The sequence below is a fragment of the Phenylobacterium sp. genome (genome assembly GCF_025351295.1).
Lineage (GTDB): Bacteria > Pseudomonadota > Alphaproteobacteria > Caulobacterales > Caulobacteraceae > Phenylobacterium.
The window spans coordinates 31,763-56,256 of sequence record NZ_JANXWD010000106.1; the positions used below are offsets into that span (position 1 = coordinate 31,763).

The window sequence follows — 24,494 nt, forward strand, 5'->3', positions numbered from 1 at the left end:
CCCCCAAAAGTCGTTCTATTCCGCCGCCACTGCCGCCGCGGCGGTGCGTTCGGCGGCCATGTCCTGCAGGGCGCGCCGGTAGTCCTTCGGCATCACCTTTACGAACGACGGCAGGACGTCGTCCCAGTATTCCAGGATCTCGGCGGCGCGCCGGCTGCCGGTGTGCAGGTGGTGGCGCTCGATCAGGATGCGCAGCCGCTCGGCGTCGTGGGCCAGCAGGTCGCCCATGCCGGCGTTCTCCACCGAGATCGAGCGCTGGCTAGGCCGGCCGGCGTCGTCGGCGCCGGCGGCCGGGGCCGGCTCGACGGGCTCCAGGTCGACCATCGCCTTGTTGCACAACTCGGTGAACCGGCCGCGCGGGTCGTAGACATAGGCCACGCCGCCGCTCATCCCGGCGGCGAAGTTGCGGCCGGTGTCGCCCAGCACCACCACCACGCCGCCGGTCATGTATTCGCAGCCGTGGTCGCCCAGGCCCTCGACCACCGCCACCGCGCCGGAGTTGCGCACCGCAAACCGCTCGCCGGCCACGCCTTCGAAATAGGCCTCCCCGGCGATGGCGCCATAGAGCACGGTGTTGCCGACGATGATGTTGCGGGTGGGATCGCGGCTGGAGTCCTCCGGTTGGCGCACCACCACCCGGCCTCCCGACAGGCCCTTGCCGACGTAGTCGTTGCCGTCGCCGATCAGGGTCAGGCCGACGCCGCGGGCCACGAAGGCGCCGAAGCTCTGGCCCGCCGTGCCCCGGAAGGTCAGCGCGATGGTCTCGTCGGGCAGACCCGCGTGGCCATAGCGCCTGGCCACCTCGCCCGACAGCATGGCGCCCACGGTGCGGTTGATGTTGCGCACGGCGTACTCGCCGCGGACCGGCGCGCCGTGATCGAGGGCGGCCCGCGCATCGGCGATCAGCGTGTGGTCCAAGGCCTTGTCCAGCCCGTGGTCTTGGCGGTCGGTGTTGCGGAGCGCCTTCTGCCCCTGCGACGGGACCCCGTAGAGGATCCGCGACAGGTCGACGCCGTGGGCCTTCCAGTGGTCCAGGGCGGGGCGCATGTCGAGGCGGTCGACGCGGCCGATCATCTCGTCGATCGTCGCGAAGCCCAGCTCGGCCATGATCTCGCGCAGCTCCTCGGCCACGAAGAAGAAGTAGTTGATCACGTGCTCGGGCTGGCCGGTGAAGCGGGCGCGCAGCACCGGGTCCTGGGTCGCCACCCCCACCGGGCAGGTGTTGAGGTGGCACTTGCGCATCATGATGCAGCCCGCCGCGATCAGCGGCGCTGTGGCGAAGCCGAACTCGTCGGCCCCCAGCAGCGCCCCGATCGCCACGTCGCGCCCGGTGCGCAGGCCGCCGTCGACCTGCACGGCGATGCGCGTCCGTAGCCCGTTCAAGAGCAACGTCTGCTGGGTCTCGGCCAGGCCGATCTCCCAGGGCGAGCCCGCGTGGGTCAGGGAGGTCAGCGGGCTGGCGCCCGTACCGCCCTCGAAGCCCGAGATCGTGACATGGTCGGCGCGCGCCTTGGCGACGCCAGCGGCCACCGTGCCGACGCCCACTTCCGAGACCAGCTTCACGGAAATCCGGGCGCCCGGATTGACGTTCTTCAGGTCATGGATCAGCTGGGCCAGGTCCTCGATCGAGTAGATGTCATGGTGCGGCGGCGGGCTGATCAGGCCGACGCCGGGGGTCGAGTGGCGGACCCGGGCGATGTTCTTGTCAACCTTGTGGCCGGGCAGCTGGCCGCCCTCGCCCGGCTTGGCGCCCTGAGCCATCTTGATCTGGATGTCGTCGGCGTTGACCAGGTACTCGCTGGTCACCCCGAACCGGCCTGACGCCACCTGCTTGATCGCCGAGCGCATGGAATCGCCGTTGGGCAGGGGCACGAACCGGTCAGGCTCCTCGCCGCCCTCCCCGGTGTTCGAGCGCCCGCCGATGCGGTTCATGGCGATGGCCAGCGTCGTGTGCGCCTCGCGGCTGATCGAGCCGAACGACATGGCGCCGGTGGAGAAGCGCTTGACGATCACCGAGGCCGGCTCGACGGCTTCGAGCGGGATCGCCGTTCCCGGCTTCATCCGCAGCAGGCCGCGGATGGTCAGCAGCCGCTCGCTCTGTTCGTTGATCGACTGGGCGAAGGCCCGGTAGCTGTCCGGCAGGTTGCCGCGCACCGCGTGCTGCAGGGCCGACACCGACTCCGGCGTCCAGGCGTGGGCCTCGCCGCGCAGGCGCCACGCATATTGGCCGCCGACGTCCAGCATAGAGCGATAGATCGGGTTGTCGCCATAGGCGTCGGCGTGGCGGCGCACGCTCTCCTGGGCGATCTCGGCCAGGCCTGCGCCTTCGATGGTGCTGGCGGTGCCGGTGAAATAGGTCTCGATCAGCTCCGACGAGAGGCCGACCGCGTCGAAGATCTGGGCGCCGCAATAGGACTGGTAGGTCGAGATGCCCATCTTGGACATCACCTTCATCACGCCCTTGCCCACCGCCTTGATGTAGTTCTTGCGCACGTCGTAGGCGCTGAGCGGCAGGCCGTTCCTGACCCGTAGCTGCTCGAGGGTCTGGAAGGCCAGGTAGGGGTTCACCGCCTCGGCCCCATAGCCGGCCAGCACGCAGAAATGGTGCACCTCGCGGGCCTCGCCGGTCTCGATGACGAGGCCGGTCTGCATGCGCAGGCCCTGGCGGATCAGGTGGTGGTGGACCGCCGCGGTGGCCAGCGCCGCCGGGATCGGGATGCGATCCGACGAGGTCTCGCGGTCCGACAGGATCAGGATGTTGTTGTCGGCCAGCACCGCGTCGGTGGCCTCGCGGCAGATCCGGTCCAGGGCGTCCTCCAGGCCGTCGGCGCCCTCCTCCGCCGCCCAGGTCGCGTCCAGGGTCGCCGTGCGGAAGGCGCCGTCCAGGAGCTCGCTGACCGCGCGGATCTTGGCCAGGTCCTCGTCGGTGAGGATCGGCTGGGCCACCTCCAGGCGCTTGTGGGTCCCCGCCTGGCGGCCGAGCAGGTTCGGCCGTGGCCCGATCATCGAGACCAGGCTCATCACCAGCTCCTCGCGGATCGGATCGATGGGCGGGTTGGTGACCTGGGCGAAGTTCTGCTTGAAATACTCGTAGAGCAGCTTGGAGCGCCGCGAGAGCACGGCGATGGGGGTGTCGAAGCCCATCGAGCCCAGCGGATCGTCCCCGTCCCGGCCCATCGGTTCCAGGAAGAAAGCCAGGTCCTCCTGGGTGTAGCCAAACGCCTGCTGGCGATCGAGCAAGGTGCTGGGATCGTTGGCGACCGGCGCGCCGCCGATCCCGTCCAGCGACAGCTCCTCCAGCTTGAACTGGGTCTCGGCCAGCCACTCCTCATAGGGCTCGGCGTCGGCGAGGGTCCGCTTGATCTCCTCGTCCTCGATGATGCGGCCTTCTTCCATGTCGATGAGCAGCATCTTGCCGGGCTGAAGCCGCCATTTGCGCAGGATGCGTTCCTCGGGAACATCGAGGACGCCGGCTTCGGACGCCATGATCACGTGGTCCTGGTCGGTGACGATGAAGCGGGCCGGACGCAGGCCGTTGCGGTCGAGCGTGGCGCCGATCTGGCGGCCGTCAGTGAAGGCCACGGCGGCCGGCCCGTCCCAGGGCTCCATCAGGGCAGCGTGGTACTCGTAGAAAGCCCGGCGCTTGGCGTCCATCAGCGGGTTGCCGGACCAGGCCTCGGGGATCAGCATCATCACCGCCTGGGCCAGCGGGATGCCGCCGGCCAGCAGGAGTTCCAGCGCATTGTCGAGACATGCTGTGTCGGACTGCCCATGCGGGATCAGCGGCCACATCTTGTTGAGGTCGGGGCCCAGCAGGTCGCTCTGCAACGAGCGTCGGCGGGCGTTCATCCAGTTCACATTGCCGCGGACGGTGTTGATCTCGCCGTTGTGGGCGATGAACCGGTAAGGGTGGGCCAGCTTCCAGGACGGGACGGTGTTGGTCGAGAACCGCTGGTGGACCAGGGCCAGGGCCGACTCCGCGCGTTCGTCCAGCAGGTCCGTGTAGAAGGTGCCCACCTGGCCGGCCAGCAGCAGGCCCTTGTAGACCACCGTCCGGGTGGAGAACGACGGCAGGTAGAGCTGGGTCAGGCCCGGCAGGTTGCGCTTCACAGCCAGCTCGGCCAGCGGGTTCTGCAGCTGTTTGCGCACCGTCAGCAGCTTGCGCTCGTGGGCGTCCTGGTCCTTCACGTTCGGCCCGCGGCCGATGAAGGCCTGGCGGATCACCGGCATCGAGGCCAGCACGGCCTCGCCCAGTCCCGTGGTGTCCACCGGCACGTCGCGCCAGCCGATCAACGGCTGCTTCTCGACCTTCAGGAAGTGCTCGAACTGCTCGAGGGCCGCGTTCCGGGCCAGCACGTCCTGCGGCAGGAAGCACATGGCCACGGCGTATTCGCCGGCCGGCGGCAGCTCGACGCCTTCATCGGCCGCCCAGGCGCGATAGAGCCCGTCCGGGATCTGGATCAGGATGCCCGCGCCGTCGCCCACCAGCGGGTCGGCGCCCACGGCGCCGCGATGGTCGATGTTGACCAGAATCTGCAGGCCAGACGTGATCACTTCGTGGCTCTTGCGGCCCTTGATATTGGCCACGAAGCCCACGCCGCACGAATCGTGCTCGTTCCTCGGGTCGTACAGTCCTTGCCGCTCGGGCAGCCCCATCTTCGTCTCTCACCCAGGCACGCCGAAACGCGGCCCTTCAGGCTCGACGTGAGCAGGGCCGTGCGCGCATTTCAGCGGCATTTACCCGGCAAGATCATGCCTTGTCGATGGGCCGAGGGCGGGCCGTGGGGCAGAACCTTCCAACCGACGCCAAAGTGATCGCCCGCTCAGCGCCGCTGCACGCTCGAAAGGAGGCGTGCTCACTTCCGCACGTACCGCACCACCGCCTTCTGCAGCACCTGGGCGCCGTAGACGACGCCGTGGCGATCGGCGGTGATCCCCTCGGCGCCGCTGGTGGACTGCTTGTCCGGGTTGGGCTCGGTGTCGGGGATGAAGGCGGTGACCTGGCCGGTCCGGGCGCTGCCGATCCGCAGGCCCCGCGTCCAGCCGGGGTTGTGGCCATAACCCACCGGCGCGCGGGATTCGCTGTCGCCGACGTAGAGGACATCGGCCTTGTCGATGAAGATGCCGCTCGGCCGGCCGAACTGGCGCCAGCTGTCCAGCAGCTTGCCGTCCTGGTCGTAGATCTGGATGCGGTTGTTGCCGCGGTCGCCGACGAACAGCCGGCCGCGGCTGTCCATCGCCAGGGTGTGCGGCATCTCCAGTTGGCCGGGCGAGGCGCCCAGCCCGCCCCACTGCTTGAGGAACTTGCCCGAGGCGTCGAACTTGACGATCCGCTGCGGGCTCCTGCCCGGCGTATGGCCGTCGGCGACGAAGATGGTCCCGCCCTGCGTCACCAGGACCGCATTGGGCTCGGCGAAGGTGTCGGGGCCCTCCGCCGAGACGCCGGCCTTGCCCAGGGTGCGCAGGACCTTGCCCGAGGCGTCGAACTCGAACACCTGGGCGCCCTTGCCGGCCTGGCTGTGGCCGTCGGTCAGCCAGATGTGGTCGTGGGCGTCGATGAACAGGCCGTGGGGGAACAGCAGCATCCCGGCGCCGAACGCCTTGATGAAATTGCCCTTGCCGTCGAACTCCATGACCGGGTCCAGCGGACTGCCGGCGCAGTTGTTGGCCCCGCAGCGGTCGGCGACCCAGATGTGGCCGCGGCTGTCGACGCCGACGGCGCTGGACGAGCCCATGGTGCGGCCGGGCGGCAGTTTGAAGAAGCCGGTATCGCTGGCGTAGGGGTTCGGCTGGCTGTTCGGCGCGGCATCGGCGACGGTCGCGAACGCGTCGGTGGCGAACGCGTCGGCGGCGCTGGCGGCCGGCTTCAGCGCATCCGGCTTGAACGCATCGATGCGGACCCCGGTCAGGAACTCGCTGCGTTGCGCCAGCTCGGTCGGGCCCGCCGGATAGCCGTTGAACTTCAGCAGATAGGCCAGGATGTCGGCGTAGGCGCTGCGCTCCAGGCTGCCGGGATGCTCCTGCGGCATGGTGGTGCGGGTGCGATCGAGCAGTTCGCCCACTGAAAGGCCATTCCAGCTCGACAGGAACTCCGGCCCGGCCAGCGGCTTGGCCTCGCCGGTGCCCGCCAGATCCGGCCCGTGGCAGAAGACGCAGGACTGCGTATAGGCCGCCTTGCCCCGCTCGGCCTGGGCGTCGGTGTAGACCCCGTCCCAGACGGACTTGGGCCCGTCCTGCGCCCGGAGTTGGCCGGCGAGCAGGAGGCCGGCGCCGGCCGCCAGCCCGATGATGAGGCCTGCCCTGCGCATCAGTTCGGCAACGTATAGGCGACGTATTCGCCAGAGTAATTGCCGCCACTGATCGCGACGACCAGGTACTGCTTGCCATTCACGGTGTAGGTCATGGGCGACCCCGATTGCGGCGCCGGCATCCAGACCGCGCCCACCTCCTTGCCGCTGGCCTTGTCGTAGGCCCGCAGCATCGCCCCGCGCGGATGCTCGGCGGTGGTGGTGACGATGCCGTCGCCGGCGACGACCAGCGACTTGGTCACCAGGGTGCCGATCTGGTAGCCCGACTGGCCGGTGCGCGGAATGGTCAGTCCCTTCAGCGCCGGGTGGTTGCGGATGAAGTCCGGCGTCTCGCCGGCCGGGATCTGCCAGGCGATATCGCCAGTGTCGAGGTTGATGGCGCTGATCGTCGAATAGGGCGGCTTCAGCAGCGGCAGGCCGTCGACCGTGAGCCGCGGCCCGCCCCCGCCGCCGCCCGCCGGCGCGACCTTCGGCGGCGGCGGGGCGTCGGCGCCGACCCCGTCGCCGGGCCCACGGATCATGTTCACCGGCTGGCCGGCCACGCCGATGACGTAGTTCATGTCGGACAGGCCCGGCGGCGGCTTCTGCAGGCCATAGGCGCCGACGCAGGAGTTGCAGGCGTAGAGGTAGGCCATGTGGGTCTCGGGGTCGAACGACCCGCCCGGCCAGTTGGTGCCGCCCTGCGGCGAATAGGACAGCACCCCCAGCGGCCCCGGCAGGGTGCTGACCACCGGCGGGGTATAGACCGGCCCCAGCTTGAAGCTCTTCACCAGCTCCAGCGCCTTGGCGTGAAGTTCGGGTGTGAAGTCGACCAGGTCGTCGGGCGCCACGCCGTTGCGGGCATAGGCCTTGGGCTTCGACGGGATCGGCTGGGTAGGCGAATACCATTCGCCGGGGACCTCGCCCTTGGGGACCTTGGTCTCCGGCATCGGCCAGACCGGCTTGCCGGTGACGCGATCGAACACGTAGAGGAAGCCCTGCTTGGACGGCAGCGCCACCGCCTTCACCGGCTTGCCCGCCACGGTGATGTCCATCAGCAGCGGGGCCGAGGAGTTGTCGTAGTCCCAGAGCTCGTGGTGGATCAGCTGGAAGTGCCACTTGCGCTGGCCGGTGGTCAGGTCGACCGCCACCAGGGTGTCGCCGAACAGGCCGTTGCCCGGCCGGTGACCGCCGTAGAAGTCGCCGGTGGCCGACTCGACCGCCAGGTAGGCCAGGTTCAGCCCCTCATCGACCGTGATCTGGGTCCAGACGCCGGTATTGCCGGTGTCCTCCGCCGATCCGTTCAGCCAAGTATCGTAGCCGAACTCGCCCTTCTTCGGGATCGTGTGGAAGGTCCAAAGCCGCTTGCCGGTGCGCGCGTCATAGGCGCGGATATAGCCCTTGGTGTTGTTGCGCTTGGCCGGGGTGAAACCCTCGCGGAACGCCGCGCCGACGATGATCGTATTGCCCACGATCGTCGGCGCCGAATGCAGGCCCGCCTCGCCAGAGGTCAAATCGACCTCCTGGTCCCAGTCGGTCTTCAGGTCCACCTCGCCGGCGGTCCCGAAGGCCGGAACCCGCGCGCCGGTCTTGGCGTCCAGCGCCAGCAGGCGGTAGCCGGTGGTGACGTAGAAGATCCGCTGGTCCTTCCCGTCGGCCCAATAGCTCACGCCCCGCCCGGAAAGCTGTCGCGGCGAGGCCGCCGCGCGGGCGCCCTCCCGCTCGGAGTGCATCCACATCAGCTCGCCGGTGACCGCGTCCAGGGCGACCACACCCCGCCGGGAGCCGGCGGTCGCATAGATCACCCCGCCCACTTCCAGCGGTGTGCCCTCCAGCTTGAACTCCGGCCGGTTGCCGATGGCGTCGGTCTTGAACCGCCAGGCCACCTCCAGCTTGGAGAAATTGCCGGCGTTGATCTGGTCCAGCGGCCGGTAGCGGCTGCCCGCCAGGTCGGCGGTGTAGGTGGGCCACTCCACATCCTTGGCGGACTGGGCGAGCGCGCTGCCGCTCATCAGCAGCGCGGCAGCCAGGGTTCCGGCGGCGAGCCGGGGCGCAGAGATCTTCATTGGCGTTCCCCCAAGGCCTCGGTTCAGGCCATGTCCTTCAGCTTGTCGAGGGCGAGCTTGATCGCCGCCTTCTGGTCGCCGCTCACGTCCACCAGCGGCGGGCGCGTATAGATTGGCGGCCCGCCCATCTGCAGGCTGAGGCCGTACTTCATGGCCGGCGGCGACCCGCCGAGCCCCCGGACGTCGCGCTGCGCCATGCGCAGTTTCGCCAGCGCGGGCTGGTAGTCCCGCTTGGCCCGATAGGCCGCGAAGACGTCGGCGCACAGCTTGGTGAACACGTTGCCGTCCGCCAGGATGGCCCCCATCCCGTGGTCGAAGGCCTGCTCCAGGTTGTTGTTGGTGCCGGTGCGCATGTTGAGCGCGGGAAACGCCTCGACGAAGGCCTTGTAGCCCTCCGGGCTGCCGCTGGAATCCTTGATCCCCGCCAGGTTGGGATAGTGCGCCAGATTCTTCAGCAGCTCGAGGCTGATCGGCGCCTCGCTGGTGCCGGGGATATGGTAGAGGTTGATCGGGATCCGAACGGCGTCGAACAGGCCCGAATAGTAGCGCGTCAGCCCCTCGACCGGCGGGTCGTTGAAGTAGAACGGCGGGATCACCAGCAGGCCGTCGGCGCCGTGGTCCTGCGCGTGCCGCGCCAGGTCGATGGTCTCCGGCAGGTTGGGCGTGCCGGGCCCGACGATGACGTTCAGGCCGACCTTGTTCTTCAGCGCCGTCTCGGCGACCAGCTTGCGCTCCGCCACCGAGAAGTGCGGGAACTCGCCAGAGGTCCCCAGCACCACCACGCCGTCAGCGCCGCAGTGCTTGAACCAGGCCAGGATGTCCTTCATCGCGCCCGGATCGAACCGGCCGGCCCTGTCGCACGGCGTCACCGTCGCCGCCCAGAACAGCGTCTTCACCGGACTGCCCAGCATGGGCGCCGCGCCGGCCGGCGCCACACCAGCCGCCAGCGCCACCGCCGCAACGCCGGCCAGCCCCAAGGCCTCTCTACGGGTCGCGTCCATGCTGTCCTCCAGATCGCGTCTTCTTATCCCCCCACTCTCGCCCAACAGGCGCGCGGCGCAATGGGAAAAGCCACGGCGGATCCTCACCCCCTCGACCTGCGCCGACCTATATGCTCCCTCTTGGCCGCCCTTCCGCGCCGGAGCCGCCCTTGGCCGATCTCGCCGTCTTCTACGAACATCCGCAGTGGTTCGAGCCACTGTTCGCCGCCCTGGACCGGCATGGCGTCGCCTGGACCCCGATCCGGATCCAGGACCACACCTTCGACCCGGCCGACCCGCGGCCGCCCGCGCCGGTGATCCTCAACCGCCTGGCGATGTCCTCCTTCCTGCGCCAGGAGGAGCACGCCCTGTTCTATTCGACGGCCGTCCTCGGCCATTGGGAGACGGTGGGCGCGCGGGTGATCAACGGCGCCGGCGCGCTCGCCTACGACACCAACAAGGCCCGCCAGCTCGGCCTGTTCGCGGCCGCCGGCCTGGACATCCCGAACACCCGCGTCGCCCACCGCCGCGCCGACGTGCCGCGCCTCGCCGCCGAGGTGGGCTATCCGGTGATGGTGAAGGTCAACGTCGGCGGCTCCGGCGCCGGCATGATCCGTTACGACAGCGCCGAGGACCTGGCGGCCGCGGTCGCCGACGGCCTGACGCCGGTGGGCGTCGACGGCGTAGCCCTGGTGCAGGAATACGTCCCGGCCCGCGACGCCCGGGTGATCCGCTGCGAGGTGCTGGACGGCAAGCTGCTCTATGCGCTGGCCCTGGACGGCGCCGGCTCGACCTTCGACCTCTGCCCGGCCGACGTCTGCATGGTCGACAAGCCCACCATCACGATCAGCGCCTTCACCCCGCCGCCAGCGATGACCTCCGCGGTGGAGCGGATCGCGGCCCTGAGCGGCCTCGACGTGGGCGGCATCGAGTACATGATCGACGACCGCGACGGACGGGCGAAGTTCTACGACCTCAACGCGCTCTCCAACTTCGTCGCCAGGCCGCTGGAGGTGCTGGGCTGGGACCCGCACGACAAGCTGGTCGACTATCTCAAGCGCGAGATCGGCGCGCGCCCCCAAACCTCGAACTCCGAGGTGGCGGCGTGAGGTACGGCTTCTGGACCCCGGTGTTCGGCGGCTGGCTGCGCAACATCCCCGACGAGGGCATGGCCGCCACCTGGGCCTACACCAAGCGCCTCTGCCAGCGGGCCGAGCAGATCGGCTATGACCTGACCTTGGTCGCCGAGCTGAACCTCAACGACATCAAGGGGACCGACCAGCCGGCCCTGGACGCCTGGTCCACCGCCGCGGCCCTGGCGGCGGTCACCGAGACGCTGGAACTGATGGTCGCGGTCCGCCCCAACTTCCACCATCCCGCCTTGCTGGCCAAGCAGGCCGCCAACATCGACCGGATCAGCGGCGGCCGCCTGGCGCTCAACGTGGTCTCGTCGTGGTGGGCGGAGGAGGCTGAGAGCTACGGCCTGCAGTTCGACCAGCACGACGACCGCTATGGCCGCACCGCCGAGTGGCTGGACGTCGTCGACGGCCTCTGGCGCGAGCCGAAACTGACCTATGCGGGGACGCGCTACCAGCTGCACGACGCCATCTGCGAACCCAAGCCGGTGCGCAAGCCGGTGATCTACGCCGGCGGCGAGTCAGAGGCGGCCAAGACCATGATCGCGGCCCAGTGCGACGCCTATGTCATGCACGGTGACGAGGCCCCGGTGATCGCTGAGAAGATCGCCGACATGAAGGCCCGCCGCGCGGCGACCGGCAGGCCGCCCATGACCTTCGGCATGGCCGCCTACGCCATCGTCCGCGACACCGAGGAAGAGGCCCGCGCCGAGGTGGCCCGCATCACCACCCTGGACCCCGCCGCGCCAGGCTTCGCCAACTTTGACCAATGGCTCTCCGGCACCCAGCTGGAACGCGAGTTGAAGCTGCAGGAATATTCCGTCTCCAACCGCGGCCTGCGCCCCAACCTGGTCGGCACGCCCGCCCAGGTCCGCGAGCGCATCGCCGCCTACGAAGCCGCCGGCCTGGACCTGCTGCTGCTGCAGATGAGCCCGCAGTACGAGGAGATGGAGCGCTTCGCCGCGCAGGTGATCGCGGGCTAGGAGCCACTCATCTCTTCCACTCTTCCCCTTGATCGTCATCCCCGGCACAAGGCCGGGGATGACGATCAAGGGGTTGGGATGAGCGGCCCTTAAAACACCGACCACCCCATCTTCGTCGCCAGGCTCTCCAGGGCCATGGCGCCCACGTGGGAAGTGCCGGCCTCGTTGAGGCCGGGGGACCAGACGGCGATGGCGGCCTTGCCGGGGACGATGGTCAGGATGCCACCGCCCACGCCGCTCTTGCCGGGCAGACCGACCTGGAAGGCGAACTCGCCCGAGGCGTCATAGTGGCCGCAGGTCATCATCACCGCATTGATCCGCCGGGTCCGATTGGCGGTGGTGACCTGGACCTTGGTCAGCGGGTCGACGCCGCGGTTGGCCAGGAACAGACCGGCGCGGGCCAGCTGGCGGCAGCTGATCCGCATGGAGCACTGATGGAAATAAGTCTGCAGCGTGTCTTCGACCGGGCTCTTCAGGTTGTCGAAGCCGCGCATGAAATTGGCCAGGCTGTAGTTGCGGAAGCCGGTGGCGGCCTCCGACGTGGCCACCTCCTTGTCGATGTCGATGGCGTCGGTGTCGGCCAGGCCGCGCATCGTGTCGCGGATGTCGGCGATCACCGCACCGGGCTCGCGGCCGGCCATCAGGGCGTCTGTGACCACGATGGCGCCGGCGTTGATGAAGGGATTGCGCGGCACGCCCTTCTCGTTCTCCAGCTGGACGATGGAGTTGAAGCGCGATCCGGACGGCTCGCGCCCGACCCGCTTCCACAGCTCCGCGCCCAGCCGCTCCAGCGCCATGGTCAGGGTGAACACCTTGGAGATGCTCTGGATCGAGAACGGCATCCAGGCGTCGCCGAACTCGGCGGTCTCGCCCTCGCAGGTGATCACCGCCAGGCCGAAGCGGCGGCCGTCCACCCGGGCCAACGCCGGGATGTAATCGGCGACATGGCCGCCGCCCAGATGCGGCTGCATCTCCTTGCCGACGGTGGCGACGACGGCGGCGAGGTTCGGGATCGGGCTCATGGCGGTCCTGACTACAGCAGGATTTCCGTGAAGTCGCCGCGCATGCAGTGGTTGGAACTCATCGAGGCCCCGTAGCCGCCAGTGTTCAGGAAGGCGATGCGGTCGCCCTCGGCCAGGGGCGGCATGGGCTTGGCCGCGGCCCAGATGTCGAGCGCCTCGTTGATGTTGCCGGCCAGGGTCACCGGCCGCCACGCCGTCGGGTCCAGGCCGCGCGGGACGCAGGCGACGGCCTCGGACGGGCGGTCGTAGTAGGCCGGCTCGGGGGCCAGGTTGAAACCGCCGTCGACGCTGGCGAAGGCCACGTCGCGCTTCACCTCCACGTCGGTCACCGACAGCGCCAGCAGGCCGGCGTCCTTGACGATGTAGTCGCCCGGCTCGACCGCCAGCGTGACGTCCCGACCGGCGAACAGCCGCTGCAGAACCGCCGCCCAGCGGGCAAGGTCCAGGGGCGCATCCCCATCCTGGCAGGGCACGCCCAGGCCGCCGCCGATGTTGACGGTGGTCACCTCCGGCGCGTCGTCGAGGAAGGCCAGGCCGGCGCCGACCGCCTCGGCCCAGCGGTCGAGCTGGGCGGAGAGGTAGCCGCAGCCGACGTGGAAATGCAGGGTGCGGATCGTCAGGCCGTAAGCCCGCGCCGTGGCCAGCGCCTCGGGCCACTGCTCGCGGTAGATCCCGAACTTGGTGGCCTCGTCGCCGGCGTAGGTCAGCCGCGGGCTGTCGCCATAGCCCACGCCACGTCCTGGATTGACCCGCACCCCGATGGCCCGGCCCGGCGCGCGCTCGCCGATCCGTCGGATCATGCCGACGGTGTCGCAGTTGATCGTCAGGTCCGCGTGGGCCAGCAGCCGGTCGAGGTCGCGGTTGGCCACCCCGGCGCCAGTGAAGCTGATGTCCTTGGCCGCAAAGCCGCAGGCCAGGGCCAGGTCCAGCTCGTTCGGCGAACAGATGTCGGCGCCGCACTGCCCCCAGCCGGCCATCGCGGTCAGCAGCGGCGCGAACCGGTTGGCCTTGATGGCGTAGTAGACCCGCGTGCGCGAACCGGTCCGCGCCAGGCCCTCGCGCAGCCGCGCCAGGTTCGCGGCCACGCGCGCGGCGCTGTAGAGGTAGAGCGGTCCCGGCGCGGCCTCGGCGGCGGCGGCGACGTCCCGCCCGGCGAAGCGCAGTCGGCCGTCCACGTAGCCCAGATCCTCGCGCGCCCACCAGAAGGCGGGCGCCGGCGTCGCGACACCGGCCACGCTCATGTCGGCGGCAGGCCCGCCAGATAGGCCTGCCCCTCGGCGTTCGGTCCCTCGAGCCGCCCGGTGATCCAGTGGCGGCACGCCGCCGCGCCGCAGTGGCAGGCGAACTGGCGGAACAGCACGTCCTCGCTGGCGGCATAGTCGATGGTCAGCAGGTCGCCGGCCGCAGTGTCGCGCAGCGCCACCAGCTCGAACCGCCCCATGTCCAGCCGGCAGTCCGGATCGCAGCTGTGCGACAGGAAGCCGATGAACCGGGTCTCAGCGATATGCTGGCCGTCGGGCATCTGCAGGGTGTGCTGCTTCAGCTCCGGTCCGATCACCCCGGTGAAGCGGTGCGCCACCTCGCCCGCCGCGCGAGCGGTCAGGGTGCGGACGCCCAGGCCATAGGGCCCGTCGGTCTGGCAGATCTCCAGCGCGCCATCTTCGTCCACGACCTCGATGAATCCTTTTGGCGTGATGGACGACATGTCCGGCCCTTCCCCACTCTGCAACCCAGGATGGCCCATCGACCGTCCGTCAGGAAGGCGACGCTGACGAATAGGCCTTGGAAAACCGTAAATGGTTGTGCCCGGCCCGCCGGTCATAGTCGACGGCGTCCATCAGCTTGCGGACCAGATGGATGCCGAGGCCGCCGATGGCGCGCGCCTCCATGGGCAGGGCGGTGTCCGGCGCGGGCTGGTCGATCGGATTGAAGGCCACGCCGTCGTCGACCACCTGCACCGCCACCCGCCCCTCGCCGACCCGCAGGGTTACGCGCACCATCGGCGTCGCGCCGGCCTCTCCGCCATGGTCGAGCGCGTTGCTGATCACCTCGTCCAGCGCGATCAGCACCGGCGCGATGACCGAATCGGGCGCCTCGGACGCGGCGAGCTCAGCCTCGATGGCGTCGAGCAGGGCGGGGAACCCTGTCCTGCCGTCCGAGAGCGTATGGGAGAAGTCGCGATCCATACCGCCCGCCTGCCACGGGACCTTGCGGGAACTCACCGCGCCAGCTTAGTCACGTGGAAATATATCTCAATGTCCCCGCGGGGATCGGCGATACTGACCCGGTCAGGGACGAGGCGCGCAGATGGACATCCGGGAAGAGAGCGTCGGCGGGGTGCAGGTGGTGACCGCGTCCGGCCGGCTGGACAGCGGTTCGGCCGGCGCGCTGGAGGCCGTGCTGCCGGCCCGCATCCAGGCGCACGACAAGGTGGTGCTGGACCTGGCGGGCATGGCCTATGTCAGTTCCGCGGGCCTCAGGGTCCTGCTGATCGGCGCCAAGGCGGCCCGCGCCAACGGCCACAAGCTGGTGCTGGCGGGTCTGGCGCCGTCGGTGCGGGAGGTGTTCGACATCTCGGGCTTCACCAGCATCTTCGCCATCGAGCCGGACGTGGCCTCAGCCCTGGCCGCGCTCGGCTGAGCCCGGCTTGAGGACCGCCACCATGCCGTCGGCGACCAGCAACGCCTCGAGGTCGTCGGCGACGGCCTGGGCCGGCAGATCCCCGCCCCGCGCGGCATAGGCCGCCGCGCGCGCCGCGTTGTCGCCGTCGAGCAGGGCCAGGCTCGTCGCCGCGCCCGCTCCGGCGATCCACTGCGTCCATTCCACGCGCCCGAGATCGAAGGCCTTGCGGCCCTGCTCGACCCGATCCGCCGCCGCGCCGTCCAGCAGGCGGCGCTCGAAAAACCGCCGCGCGGCCAGCGCCTTGGCCAGGGCCTCAACCGGCGTCGCGCCCCTGCATTCGCCCAGCACCAGCCCCGCCCGGTCGCCGTCGGTCGCCAGGGCGTAGAAGCACCCGGCGCCCGCCTCGCCCAGCCGGCGCGCCGCAAGCGCCACCCCGGCGGCCTGCGTCACCAGCGGCGGGAAGGCGGTCTCGTGGACCGCCGCCACGCCGGCCGCCTCGTCGCGCTGGCGGTCGCGCAGCGCCAGCTCGCGGCGGCTGCGCGCCAGCCGGCCCGTGACCCCGGTCTTCATCAGCCGTACGGCGTTGGCCAGGTCGCGGGTCTCGCGGATCGACAGGGCATCCAGGTCGGCCGGCGCGGCGCCGGCGCGGATCGCCTCGACCATGGCGCTGTTGCGGGCCAGTTCGCGGGCGATGCGGCTGGCCACCGTCCAGGCGAGGCCGAAGCCCAGCAGGGCGGCGGCCGCCACCAGCCCGGCGATCAGCCGCCCCAGCGCCGCCACCTCGGCGAACAGGGGCTCGGCGTCGATCTGGGCGATCACAAAGCGGCCGCCCCCAGCGGCCGCCAGGGCGGTGGCCAGGCGCGGGCGGGGCGCGTCGGCGCGAATCGGCAGAGCCAGCGGCCGGGCAGGCGCCGCGAACCGTCCCGGCCCCGCGCCGGCCCCGCGCCCGGCGATCCGCACCGGCACGCCGTCGGTTCCGACGACATAGAGGCCGGCCAGCCCGGGGATGTTCGCCGCCGCGGCCTTCAGCGCCGCCGCCCGGCGCGGGTCGGCCAGGGTCGCGGCCAGGTCGTCGGCGCCGGAGGCGAAGGCGGCCGTGGTCACCGCCGCGGAGATCGCCTGGGTCTCGATCCCCCGCGCCGCCTCGCCCCGCTCCAGCAGGAACAGCAGCGCTCCGTTGACCCCCGCCAGCAGCAGGAACAGCGGCATGACCAGCAACAGGAAGGTGCGCCGGATGGTCATGACCGGGCGCCGCCGAGGTCGCGCAGGCCCACCACGAACTCGGGGCACTCGCGCGCGATGGTGAAGACGTGCGGCTTGGCGATCAGCAGGGCGCTGAGGCCCGCCGGGCCCGCCACATGATCCGCCCGGGCGGCCAGGCCGAACAGCAGGCCGGGCGCGTCGAACACCGCCGGCGCCGGCGCCGCGCCGGCCAGAGCCTCACCCTCGACCTGCACGAACAGGGCGTCGGCCACCGTTCCGGCCGCCAGCACCACGCGCCCCGGCGGATAGGTGCGCAGCCGCGCGTGGCTGGCGATCAGCAACAGCTCCAGGTCGTCCAGCCGGGCGAACGGCTCGACGGCGCGCAGCGCGAACAGGGTGCGGACCACCTCGGCGCCGATCATGCCCGCGCCGCCCAGCCTATGGTGATCGGTCCGGCGGGTGTGAGCACGCTGAGCATGGCCCCGGGCGCGAGGGCGCGGCCCTCTCCCGGCGCAAGCGTGACCTCGTCCACCGCGCCGATCCGCAGCCTCACCGGCCGCTCGCCGGCCGCGCGCACGACTCCAGCCCTGCGGTCGATGGCGAGCAGCGCGCCCGGCGCGGCCTGCGCCAACGCCGTCCAGTCCGCCGCCAGCTCCGGCGCCGCGGCGATCCGTTCGGCCAGGGCGCGCATCGCCCGGCGGCCCAGCCGCGCCTCGGCCCCCTCGCTATCGTCGTCGGCGGCGATCCAGAGCCCCAGCAGGCCGTCGTCGTCGACCAGGCTCACCACGGCCGGCTCGTCGGCCAGCAGGTCCTCGATCAGCCGCCGGTTGCTGGCCCGGTCCTGGTCGGCGGTCTGGGTCCAGGCTGTCCGCATGGTGGCGATCAGGTCGAGGGCCAGTTCGGCCAGGTCCTGGCGCAGCCGCTCCACCTCGCGCGGCGCGGGGCGCACCGTGGGCGGATTGCGGTCGCCGGCGGCGAAGCGCAGGGCGTCGCCCTTCAGCCCCTCGATCGGCTGCGCTACCCGGCGCAGGATCATCAGGGTCGCCAGGGCGCAGGCCAACAGCGAGGCCACCCCGATCAGAGCGCTGGCGAACAGGGCGTTCTGGGTCGCCACCTGGATCACCGAGATGTTCACGTCGGCCCCGGCGGTGGCCACGATCCGGCCGTCGCGGCCGCGCATGGGCGCCGCAGCGGTCTTCAGCAGGCCCCATTGCTCCTGGAACTGGATCGGCGAGACATAGACCACACCATGGTCGGTGACGGCGCGCAGGCCGGCCCGCGTCTCGCCCGGCAGCTCGTCCTCCGAGCCGATGGTCGAATGCTCGGACCCCTCGGTCGAATCCAGCACATAGACCACGTCCTTGGTCCCGCCGAGCACCTGGGAATAGAGGTAGGTCAGGCCCAGCTCGCGGCGGATGCGCCGCATCGGCTCGACGTTGCGCCGGTAGCGCGGCATCGCCTCCACGAGGTCCGACGCGGCGCCGGCGCGGGCGGCGGCGATCAGCCAGTCATGGTCTCCCGGGTCCACCAGGGCCGCGGTCAGCGAGCTGGTGGTCACCAGCTTGCGCGAGAAGCCGTCGAGGATGGTGTCGTAGAGCCGGCTGTAGACCAGCGCGCCCAGGGCGATGGCCACGACCACGATGGCCGGCGTGAAGGTCCGCCACAGCAGCGCCTGGATCGGGGTCCCCTCAGGCCGCATAGCTGCGTCCGTCGCGGGCCTTCAGCAGCACCAGCGCCAGGTCCGGATAGCGGGTAGCGACGTCGTCGATGTCGGCGCGAGAGAGCCAGAACGCGCGGCCGTCCACGGCCACTTCGGTCGGCCGGCGCCCGAAGGGTTCGGGCGTCGCGCGCTCAGCCAGGGCGACCAGGGCGTCGATCGAGGCGGCCGCGAAGTCGGGCAGCGCGCGCAGGGCGCCGACCATATCCACCACCGTCGCGCGGCCCTCGCCTGGCAGGGCCAGCAGGGTCGCCAGGCTGTCGCGGAAGATCGGCGCCAGGCCGGGGCGAAGGGCGCCGCGCAGATGCCGGGCCAGGTCTTGCGGCGGCACGAGATCGCGCAGCGCCTGGGCCGCCGCGGCGGCTTCGAAGCCGCGGCCGTCGTCGATGGCGGCCTGCAGCAGCGGCAGCATGTCGCCTTCGCCCACGCCCGCCGCAGCCCGCGTCGGACGCCGGCTGATCAGCGGCTCCAGCCGGCGGTAGGTGGCCGCGCCGACCCCGCTGGCGATGGCCTCGATGGCGTTGCCGCGCACCTTGGGATTGGCCGAATGCAGCGAGACGATCAGCAGGTCGAAGTCGGGCACCAGACCGCCCAGGGCCAGCAGCTCCAGGGCGAAGTCCACCGAGCCGGCGATCCGCTCGCGATACGCCAGCGCCAGCAGGTCTATGGCCGGCGAGCGGTCCCGCTCCGCCTCGAACCGCTCGGCCACGGCCAGGCGCGGCCCGGTCTCGCCCAGCTCTTCGCCCACCAGCCGGTCGAGCTGGGAGACGAACTGGGCGTGCGACAGCGCACTCAGCGCGCGGGCCGCCACCGCCCGGGCGCGATAGGGCGCCTGGTAGTTCGCGAGCATCTGCATCAGCCGCGGGATCGCTGCTTCGCCCAGGCTGACCAGCATGGCCTCGGTGGCGCGCAGCTCGCGCGGACTGAGCCGCGCGGCCGCGATCAGCACCGGGGGGATCGCCTCCACGTCGCCGATGGCGGCCAGCAGGTCCAGGATGGTCTGGCGGGTGGCGCGGTCCATCCGGGTCAGGTTGTCGATAAGCGGGGCGACCAGGCCGATGTCGCCGGGGCCGACCACGCTGACCAGGGCCTGGAGCGCGTACTTTCGCACCGACGGCGAGGGGTCGGCCAGCTTGGCGGCGAAGGCGTCGGTGGCGCCGGAGGAGTCGGTCTCGAGCACGTCGCTCACGTCGGGCCGGGCCGACGGGCGGTGCAGCAGGGTCCGGGCCGCGGCGGCGATCCCGGAGTCGGTCTCAGCGGCCTTGGCCTTCAGCAGGGCCAATCCTGCGGCGTCGAACTGCGGCGCGCGCAGCGCCCGGTCGCCGAAGTTCAGCCAGCCCCGGCGCATATTGGCCTCCATGGCCGCCGGATAGACGTGGCGCAGGCCCATCACGATCGCCACCAGCCCCGCGCCCAGCAGCACGCCCACCCCGGCCAGCTCGCGCACGTCTACATGCCGGGCCGCCAGCAGCAGGAAGGCGCCGGCCAGCAGGCTGGCCAGCGGCTCGCACATCCCCTCGACGATGGTCCGGAACGGCCGCTTCACCGCCGACGGCGTCGCGTTGAACATCAGGTTCTGGTTGTTGTAATCGATGGAGGTCAGGACCCCGTGGTAGGCGAAGAAGGCCGCCAGGGCCGCGCCGGTCCCGCCCGCCAGGAAGAAGTATCCGAACGCCGCGAAGTAGGTCAGCGGCAGGATCAGGGCCACGTTGCGCACCCCCATCCGCGTCACCAGCCGGTTGAACACGAACAGGCAGACAATCAGGTTGAAGACGCTGGAGGCCGCATAGAGCTCGCCGAACAGCGCCGCCAGCCCGGCCTCGCTGCGGCCCTTCTGCAGCACCGAGGAGTACTGGAACTCCGCCAGGTTGGTCATCAGCAGGGTGACGAACAGGGCCAGCGCCAGCAGCGACGCATAGCGTGAGGTGCGGAAGGTGCGGGCCACCAGCTTCAGCTGGATCCGGACGCTGGCGACCTCGCTGTCCAGGTCGGTGTCGCTGTCGGCGATGCGCGTCCAGCGACGGCGGATCGCGCGCGCCGCTGGCAGGGTCCCGGCCGCCACCGCCGACCACACCAGCAGGAACCCGGCCAGCGGCACGACGCCGGCGAAGCTGCTGACGATCAGCGCCCCGATGGCCGTGCCCAGCGCGCAGAAGGCGGCGAACAGCGGGAACAGCCGCTTGGCGTCCTGGATATCGAAATAGGCGTCGGTGAAGGTCCAGAACAGCGAGTAGAGGCCGATGTACCACATCGCCAGGTACAGCTTGAGCGCATAGTAGACGTAGACGCTCCAGCCCTTGGGCAGGTGGGCCGACAGCAGCGCCCAGCCGATCATCCCGCCCGCCACCAGCATCAGCAGGGTGACGTCCATCACCCGCCCGGGCGAGAAGCGCACCTGCAGGTATGAGAACAGCGCCGTGTAGACGACCATCACCGCCGGGGTCAGCAGGAAGATCACCGGCAGCTTGCCCGGCCCCACATGGCTCAGGAACGCCGCGTCGCCGGCGCTGAAACCGATGCCGACGCCGGTCTGCAGCAACAGGCCGAACAGGCCGAACTGCAGCAGTTTCGGCCAATCGCCGGGCTCGACCTTGAAGAGGCGGTTCAACAGAATTGGCGCGCCCTCCCTGGCTTGAGACCCCCACCTTGGCCAGCGTTAGCGTGGATGGCGGATTCCCCTATAGAATAGCTTCGAATTCGCGAACGGCTGTCGGTGGGTGCTCAGGGGCGATGAACGATCTCGCAGGAGACAGCGCCGAACGCCGCCGCCGTTTCGGGTTGCGGTCGCAACTGCTGCTGCTGCTGTTCACCCTGAACCTGGTGGCCGCCACCGCCTATTCGGCGGTGCTCTACAGCATCGACCGCACCGAGATCATGGCCGGCATCGATGCGCGGCTTCGCGCCGCCGCCCTGGCGGTCGCCGAGATCGTGCCAGACGTCTATCACGCCCGCATCACCGGCCCGGACTCCATCCCGGCCGAGGAGTACTACCGCCTGCAGTACCGCCTCTCGCGCTTCGCCGACGCCTCGCAGCTGCAGTACGTCTACACCTACATGCAGTTTGGCCGGGAGATCCGCACCGTCTCCACCAGCGCCACCCCGCGAGAGTGGGAGACCCGCACCCGGACCGGCTTCTTCAGCCTCTACAAGGACGCCCCGCCCAAGCTCTACCAGAGCTTCGCGGACGGGAAGCCGCGGTTCGACGAGTACACCGACAAGTTCGGCACCTTCCGCTCGATCTACCTGCCCATGCGCGGGGTCGACGCACGGCCCTATGTGGTGGGCGCCGACATCCCCCTGGGCACGGTCCGTGACCGCCTGAACCAGGCGCTGAAGACCTCGATCGCGGTAGGCGCCGCGATGTTCGCGTTGTCCATGGCGCTTGGCTGGCTGCTGGTCGACCGGATCATCGGCCCGTTGATCCGGCTCACCTCCTTCACCCGCAACATCGGCCAGCGGAATTTCCAGCCCGACCGCGCGGAAACCGCGGCCCTCGAAAAGATCAGCCACAGCCGCAGCGACGAGGTCGGGAGCCTGGCCGAGGCCATGACCGCGATGATCGCGCGGCTGCAGCGCTACCTGATCGACATGGAGGCGGCGACCGCGGCGCGCGAGCGGGTCGAGGGCGAGCTCTCCGCCGCGCGCGACATCCAGGCCGGAATGCTGCCCCGCCAGTTCCCGCCGTTCCCGGAGCGCACCGACGTCGACATCCACGCCCTGCTGGAATCGGCCAAGCAGGTCGGCGGCGACCTCTACGACTACCTGCTGATCGACGCCAACCGGCTGTTCTTCGTGGTCGGCGACGTCTCCGGCAAGGGCGTCCCGGCGGCCCTGTTCATGGCCATGACCACCACCCTGTTCAAAGCCAGTGCGCTCGCCGCCCAGACCACCGGCGAGATCATGGGTCGGGTCAACGCCGGGCTGGCGCGGGAGAACGCCGCCCAGATGTTCGTCACCGCGGTCTGCGGGATCCTCGACCTGCGCACCGGCGCCGTGCAGTACAGCGACGGCGGCCACGACGCGCCCTTCGTACGCCGCGCCGACGGCGCCCTGGAACGCCTGCCCAAGCTGCCGGGCATCGCGCTGGGGGTGTTCGACGACGCGACCTTCGAGACCGGCGCCTTCCAACTCGCGCCCGGCGACGCCCTGGTGCTGTTCACAGACGGCGTCTCGGAGGCCGCCAACCTCGCCGACGACCTCTTCACCATCGCCCGCATCGAGACCGCCCTGGGAACCGCGCGGGCCGACACCTCCGCACGCCGGATCGCCCAAGGCCTGGCCGACGACGTCCGCGTCTTCGTGGGCCAGGCGGCCCAGTCCGACGACATCGCCATCCTGGTGGTGCGCTACGAGGGGCCATAGGCCGGGCGGGACCGTGTTGTAGCCTGGCCTCCAGGGCTCCAGGCCTCCAGGAGCGAGCATGAGCGACGAACCGGACGGCGACTCAGCCGAGGCGAGCGACATCGTCTCGATGACCGCGCGCGGCCTCGCCAAGGCGATCCGGGCGCGCAAGGTCTCTTCGCTCGAGGTGATGACCGCCCACCTTGACCAGATCGACAGGCTCAACCCGGCCGCCAACGCCGTGGTGGCCCTGCAGGATCGCGACGGCCTGCTCAGCCAGGCGCGGGACCGCGACGCCCAACTGGCGCGCGGCGGCCCCATCGGACCGCTCCATGGCTTTCCCCATGCGATGAAGGATCTGCAGCCGGTTAAGGGCATCCGCTTCACCCGGGGCTCGCCGATCTTCAAGGACCTGGTCGCCCCGGCCGACGGCCTGACGGCCGAGCGGCTGCGCGCGGCCGGCGTGATCTTCATCGGCAAGACCAACACGCCGGAATTCGGCCTGGGCTCGCACACCGTCAATCCCGTCTACGGGCCGACGCACAACAGCCATGACCCGAGCCGGTCGGCGGGCGGCAGCAGCGGCGGGGCGGCGGTGGCGCTGGCCCTGCGGATGGTCCCGCTCGCCGACGGCAGCGACTATGGCGGCAGCCTGCGCAATCCCGCCGGATGGAACAACGTCTGCGGCTTCCGGACCAGCTTCGGCCGCGTGCCGGTCGATGCGCCAAACGCCTGGCAACCGTCGATGGGCGTGCAGGGGCCGATGGCGCGCAACGTCGCCGACCTCGCCCTGCTGCTCTCGGTCCAGGCCGGGTACGACCCTCGCGCGCCGCTGTCGCTGGAGGGCGACGGGGCCGGTTTCGCCGGCCCACTGGACGCTGAGCTGAAGGGCAAGCGGATCGGCTGGCTGGGCGATTTCGGCGGGGCCACGCCCTGTGAGGCCGGCGTGCTCGACGTCTGCCGCGCCGCCCTCAAACGGTTCGAGGCCCTGGGCTGCGTCGTCGAGGCGGCCATGCCGGACTTTGACGTCGAACGGGCGTGGCAGGCGTTCATTCGCCTGCGCGCCTGGCAGCAGGCCGGTCAGTTCCTGCCCTTCGACCACGACCCGGCCCAGCGGGCCCTGCTCAACGCCCAGTCGATCTATGAGCTGGAGACCGCGCTACGCCTGTCGGCCGTCGACATCATCGCCGCATCGACCGTGCGCACCCAGTGGAGCCAGGCCGTCCAGGGGCTGTTCTCGACCTACGACTACCTGATCGCACCGACCGCCCAGCTTTTTCCCTTCGCCATCGCCACGCGCTGGCCGACGGAGATCGCGGGCGTCGCGATGCGGACCTATCATGAGTGGATGAAGGGGGTCTGCCTGGTCACGATGGCGGGCTGCCCCGCTCTGGCGATGCCTGCGGGGTTCAGCCCCCAGGGGCTGCCGATGGGCCTGCAGATCATCGCCCCAGTCCACCAGGAGATGGCGTGCCTGCAACTGGGCGCGGCCTACGAGGCCGTCGAACCGCTCTGGCGGACGCGGCCGCCTCCGGGTCTGCGCCGGACGGCCTAGCCTCGCGGCTGGCGCACCATCGGGTAGATGCCGGGGAAGTCCCCCGGCTGCACGAACCCCATCACCTCGAAGCCGTAGCGTTCGTAGAGCGGCACGTTCTTGGGATTGGAGCTCTCGAGGTAGGCCATGACGCCGTCCTCGTCGCAGCGGCGCAGCGACTGCTTCAGGATCGCCGAGCCATAGCCGCGGCCCTGCCGCGCCGGGTCCACCCCGATCATCGCCAGGTACCAGTGCGGCGCGTCCGGGTGGTAGGCCGCCATGGTCTCGCCCACCTCGCCCAGCACCGGCAGTTTCTCCTCCCGCGCCAGCTCGCCGATCACCGCCAGCATCGCATCCCGGTCGGACGAGACCCCGGGCGGCAGCCACAGCGCCGCGGCCGCCCCGTCGTCCGCGAGCCAGGCGGTGCCCTGGGCCACCGCCGCCCCGCCCATACCCGTCGCGAAGGCCCGGAAGCCCTTGAAGAAGGCGTCGGGCGAGGCGAGCAGATAGCGCAGGCAGGGGTCTGTGCTGAAGGCCAGCATCAGGGTATTGAGCACCGCGTCCCCTTCGGACGCCTCGGCTGTGCGTACGTCGATCATGGCG

At 70.6% G+C, this 24,494-nt stretch carries 18 protein-coding genes; 5 read left to right on the forward strand and 13 right to left on the reverse strand.

From position 1 onward, the window contains the following. Nucleotides 1–15: 15 nt before the first annotated feature. From gltB to Q0R13_RS15275, 4 genes are all read right to left on the reverse strand, one after another. Nucleotides 16–4,656, reverse strand: coding sequence for a glutamate synthase large subunit (gene gltB, locus Q0R13_RS15260; RefSeq protein WP_293905406.1), 4,641 nt, complete (start codon nt 4,654–4,656; stop codon nt 16–18). 200 nt (nt 4,657–4,856) lie between these two features. Next, nucleotides 4,857–6,308: a c-type cytochrome gene (locus tag Q0R13_RS15265; protein WP_293905407.1), complete on the reverse strand. Its 1,452-nt coding sequence runs from the start codon at nt 6,306–6,308 to the stop codon at nt 4,857–4,859. Further along, nucleotides 6,308–8,353, reverse strand: a complete 2,046-nt coding sequence (locus Q0R13_RS15270; RefSeq protein ID WP_293905408.1) for a PQQ-binding-like beta-propeller repeat protein — start codon at nt 8,351–8,353, stop codon at nt 6,308–6,310. The genes Q0R13_RS15265 and Q0R13_RS15270 overlap by 1 nt, the downstream gene beginning before the upstream one ends. A 23-nt stretch (nt 8,354–8,376) precedes the next feature. Beyond that, on the reverse strand, nt 8,377–9,354 hold the full coding sequence (locus tag Q0R13_RS15275; RefSeq protein ID WP_293905409.1) for a dihydrodipicolinate synthase family protein: 978 nt from the start codon (nt 9,352–9,354) through the stop codon (nt 8,377–8,379). Nucleotides 9,355–9,503: 149 nt separating this feature from the next. Between Q0R13_RS15275 and Q0R13_RS15280 the strand changes: the two genes are divergently transcribed. Continuing rightward, nucleotides 9,504–10,442, forward strand: a complete 939-nt coding sequence (locus Q0R13_RS15280) for an alpha-L-glutamate ligase (protein ID WP_293905410.1) — start codon at nt 9,504–9,506, stop codon at nt 10,440–10,442. Beyond that, entirely contained in the window at nt 10,439–11,452 is a 1,014-nt protein-coding gene (locus Q0R13_RS15285; protein WP_293905412.1) for an LLM class flavin-dependent oxidoreductase, read from the forward strand. Before Q0R13_RS15280 ends, Q0R13_RS15285 begins: the two co-directional genes overlap by 4 nt. An 89-nt stretch (nt 11,453–11,541) precedes the next feature. Here the strand turns inward: Q0R13_RS15285 and Q0R13_RS15290 are convergent, their stop codons facing one another. Genes Q0R13_RS15290 through Q0R13_RS15305 form a run of 4 tightly spaced genes read right to left on the reverse strand, consistent with a single transcriptional unit; the run spans nt 11,542 to nt 14,660 of the window. Continuing rightward, nucleotides 11,542–12,474, reverse strand: coding sequence for a glutaminase (locus Q0R13_RS15290; RefSeq protein WP_293905414.1), 933 nt, complete (start codon nt 12,472–12,474; stop codon nt 11,542–11,544). Nucleotides 12,475–12,485: 11 nt separating this feature from the next. Next, nucleotides 12,486–13,715, reverse strand: a complete 1,230-nt coding sequence (locus tag Q0R13_RS15295) for a diaminopimelate decarboxylase (RefSeq protein WP_293905416.1) — start codon at nt 13,713–13,715, stop codon at nt 12,486–12,488. Next, the gene (locus Q0R13_RS15300) at nt 13,712–14,179 is read right to left on the reverse strand and encodes an SET domain-containing protein-lysine N-methyltransferase (RefSeq protein WP_293905418.1); all 468 of its coding nucleotides are present in this window, start codon (nt 14,177–14,179) and stop codon (nt 13,712–13,714) included. Before Q0R13_RS15300 ends, Q0R13_RS15295 begins: the two co-directional genes overlap by 4 nt. Before the next feature lie 49 nt (nt 14,180–14,228). Then, the gene (locus Q0R13_RS15305) at nt 14,229–14,660 is read right to left on the reverse strand and encodes an ATP-binding protein (RefSeq protein ID WP_293905420.1); all 432 of its coding nucleotides are present in this window, start codon (nt 14,658–14,660) and stop codon (nt 14,229–14,231) included. Between the two features lie 121 nt (nt 14,661–14,781). On the opposite strand from Q0R13_RS15305, the gene Q0R13_RS15310 reads away from it, so the two are divergent. Then, nucleotides 14,782–15,114 carry an STAS domain-containing protein gene (locus Q0R13_RS15310; RefSeq protein WP_293905422.1) on the forward strand — a complete coding sequence of 111 codons (333 nt, stop codon included), beginning with the start codon at nt 14,782–14,784 and terminating at the stop codon, nt 15,112–15,114. On the opposite strand, the gene Q0R13_RS15315 is transcribed toward Q0R13_RS15310, so the two are convergent. The 4 genes from Q0R13_RS15315 to Q0R13_RS15330 are packed head-to-tail and all read right to left on the reverse strand — an operon-like array spanning nt 15,091 to nt 20,624. Next, nucleotides 15,091–16,338 (reverse strand): hypothetical protein, encoded by a 1,248-nt coding sequence (locus Q0R13_RS15315; RefSeq protein ID WP_293905424.1) that lies wholly within the window; start codon nt 16,336–16,338, stop codon nt 15,091–15,093. The two genes, Q0R13_RS15310 and Q0R13_RS15315, sit on opposite strands and share 24 nt — an antisense overlap. Continuing rightward, complete coding sequence (locus Q0R13_RS15320) at nt 16,335–16,721, reverse strand: hypothetical protein (protein ID WP_293905426.1); 387 nt, start codon at nt 16,719–16,721, stop codon at nt 16,335–16,337. The genes Q0R13_RS15315 and Q0R13_RS15320 overlap by 4 nt, the downstream gene beginning before the upstream one ends. Continuing rightward, nucleotides 16,718–17,998 (reverse strand): hypothetical protein, encoded by a 1,281-nt coding sequence (locus Q0R13_RS15325; RefSeq protein ID WP_293905428.1) that lies wholly within the window; start codon nt 17,996–17,998, stop codon nt 16,718–16,720. The genes Q0R13_RS15320 and Q0R13_RS15325 overlap by 4 nt, the downstream gene beginning before the upstream one ends. Beyond that, the gene (locus Q0R13_RS15330) at nt 17,988–20,624 is read right to left on the reverse strand and encodes a hypothetical protein (protein ID WP_293905430.1); all 2,637 of its coding nucleotides are present in this window, start codon (nt 20,622–20,624) and stop codon (nt 17,988–17,990) included. The genes Q0R13_RS15325 and Q0R13_RS15330 overlap by 11 nt, the downstream gene beginning before the upstream one ends. Before the next feature lie 122 nt (nt 20,625–20,746). Between Q0R13_RS15330 and Q0R13_RS15335 the strand changes: the two genes are divergently transcribed. Beyond that, a complete protein-coding gene (locus Q0R13_RS15335) occupies nt 20,747–22,378 on the forward strand; it encodes a SpoIIE family protein phosphatase (RefSeq protein ID WP_293905432.1) in 1,632 nt (543 codons plus the stop codon). 58 nt (nt 22,379–22,436) lie between these two features. Next, entirely contained in the window at nt 22,437–23,912 is a 1,476-nt protein-coding gene (locus Q0R13_RS15340) for an amidase (RefSeq protein WP_293905434.1), read from the forward strand. Here the strand turns inward: Q0R13_RS15340 and Q0R13_RS15345 are convergent. Continuing rightward, on the reverse strand, nt 23,909–24,490 hold the full coding sequence (locus Q0R13_RS15345; protein ID WP_293905436.1) for a GNAT family N-acetyltransferase: 582 nt from the start codon (nt 24,488–24,490) through the stop codon (nt 23,909–23,911). The two genes, Q0R13_RS15340 and Q0R13_RS15345, sit on opposite strands and share 4 nt — an antisense overlap. Nucleotides 24,491–24,494: the final 4 nt, after the last annotated feature.

Bases quoted from the DNA above. Each gene is read 5' to 3' on its own strand.
- Q0R13_RS15315 (WP_293905424.1), bottom strand. From the start codon at position 16,338: ATGACCATCCGGCGCACCTTCCTGTTGCTGGTCATGCCGCTGTTCCTG.
- Q0R13_RS15295 (WP_293905416.1), bottom strand. From the start codon at position 13,715: ATGAGCGTGGCCGGTGTCGCGACGCCGGCGCCCGCCTTCTGGTGGGCG.
- Q0R13_RS15325 (WP_293905428.1), bottom strand. From the start codon at position 17,998: ATGCGGCCTGAGGGGACCCCGATCCAGGCGCTGCTGTGGCGGACCTTC.
- Q0R13_RS15335 (WP_293905432.1), top strand. From the start codon at position 20,747: ATGAACGATCTCGCAGGAGACAGCGCCGAACGCCGCCGCCGTTTCGGG.
- Q0R13_RS15290 (WP_293905414.1), bottom strand. From the start codon at position 12,474: ATGAGCCCGATCCCGAACCTCGCCGCCGTCGTCGCCACCGTCGGCAAG.
- Q0R13_RS15275 (WP_293905409.1), bottom strand. From the start codon at position 9,354: ATGGACGCGACCCGTAGAGAGGCCTTGGGGCTGGCCGGCGTTGCGGCG.
- Q0R13_RS15340 (WP_293905434.1), top strand. From the start codon at position 22,437: ATGAGCGACGAACCGGACGGCGACTCAGCCGAGGCGAGCGACATCGTC.
- Q0R13_RS15320 (WP_293905426.1), bottom strand. From the start codon at position 16,721: ATGATCGGCGCCGAGGTGGTCCGCACCCTGTTCGCGCTGCGCGCCGTC.
- Q0R13_RS15300 (WP_293905418.1), bottom strand. From the start codon at position 14,179: ATGTCGTCCATCACGCCAAAAGGATTCATCGAGGTCGTGGACGAAGAT.
- Q0R13_RS15270 (WP_293905408.1), bottom strand. From the start codon at position 8,353: ATGAAGATCTCTGCGCCCCGGCTCGCCGCCGGAACCCTGGCTGCCGCG.
- Q0R13_RS15305 (WP_293905420.1), bottom strand. From the start codon at position 14,660: ATGGATCGCGACTTCTCCCATACGCTCTCGGACGGCAGGACAGGGTTC.
- Q0R13_RS15345 (WP_293905436.1), bottom strand. From the start codon at position 24,490: ATGATCGACGTACGCACAGCCGAGGCGTCCGAAGGGGACGCGGTGCTC.
- gltB (WP_293905406.1), bottom strand. From the start codon at position 4,656: ATGGGGCTGCCCGAGCGGCAAGGACTGTACGACCCGAGGAACGAGCAC.
- Q0R13_RS15265 (WP_293905407.1), bottom strand. From the start codon at position 6,308: ATGCGCAGGGCAGGCCTCATCATCGGGCTGGCGGCCGGCGCCGGCCTC.
- Q0R13_RS15310 (WP_293905422.1), top strand. From the start codon at position 14,782: ATGGACATCCGGGAAGAGAGCGTCGGCGGGGTGCAGGTGGTGACCGCG.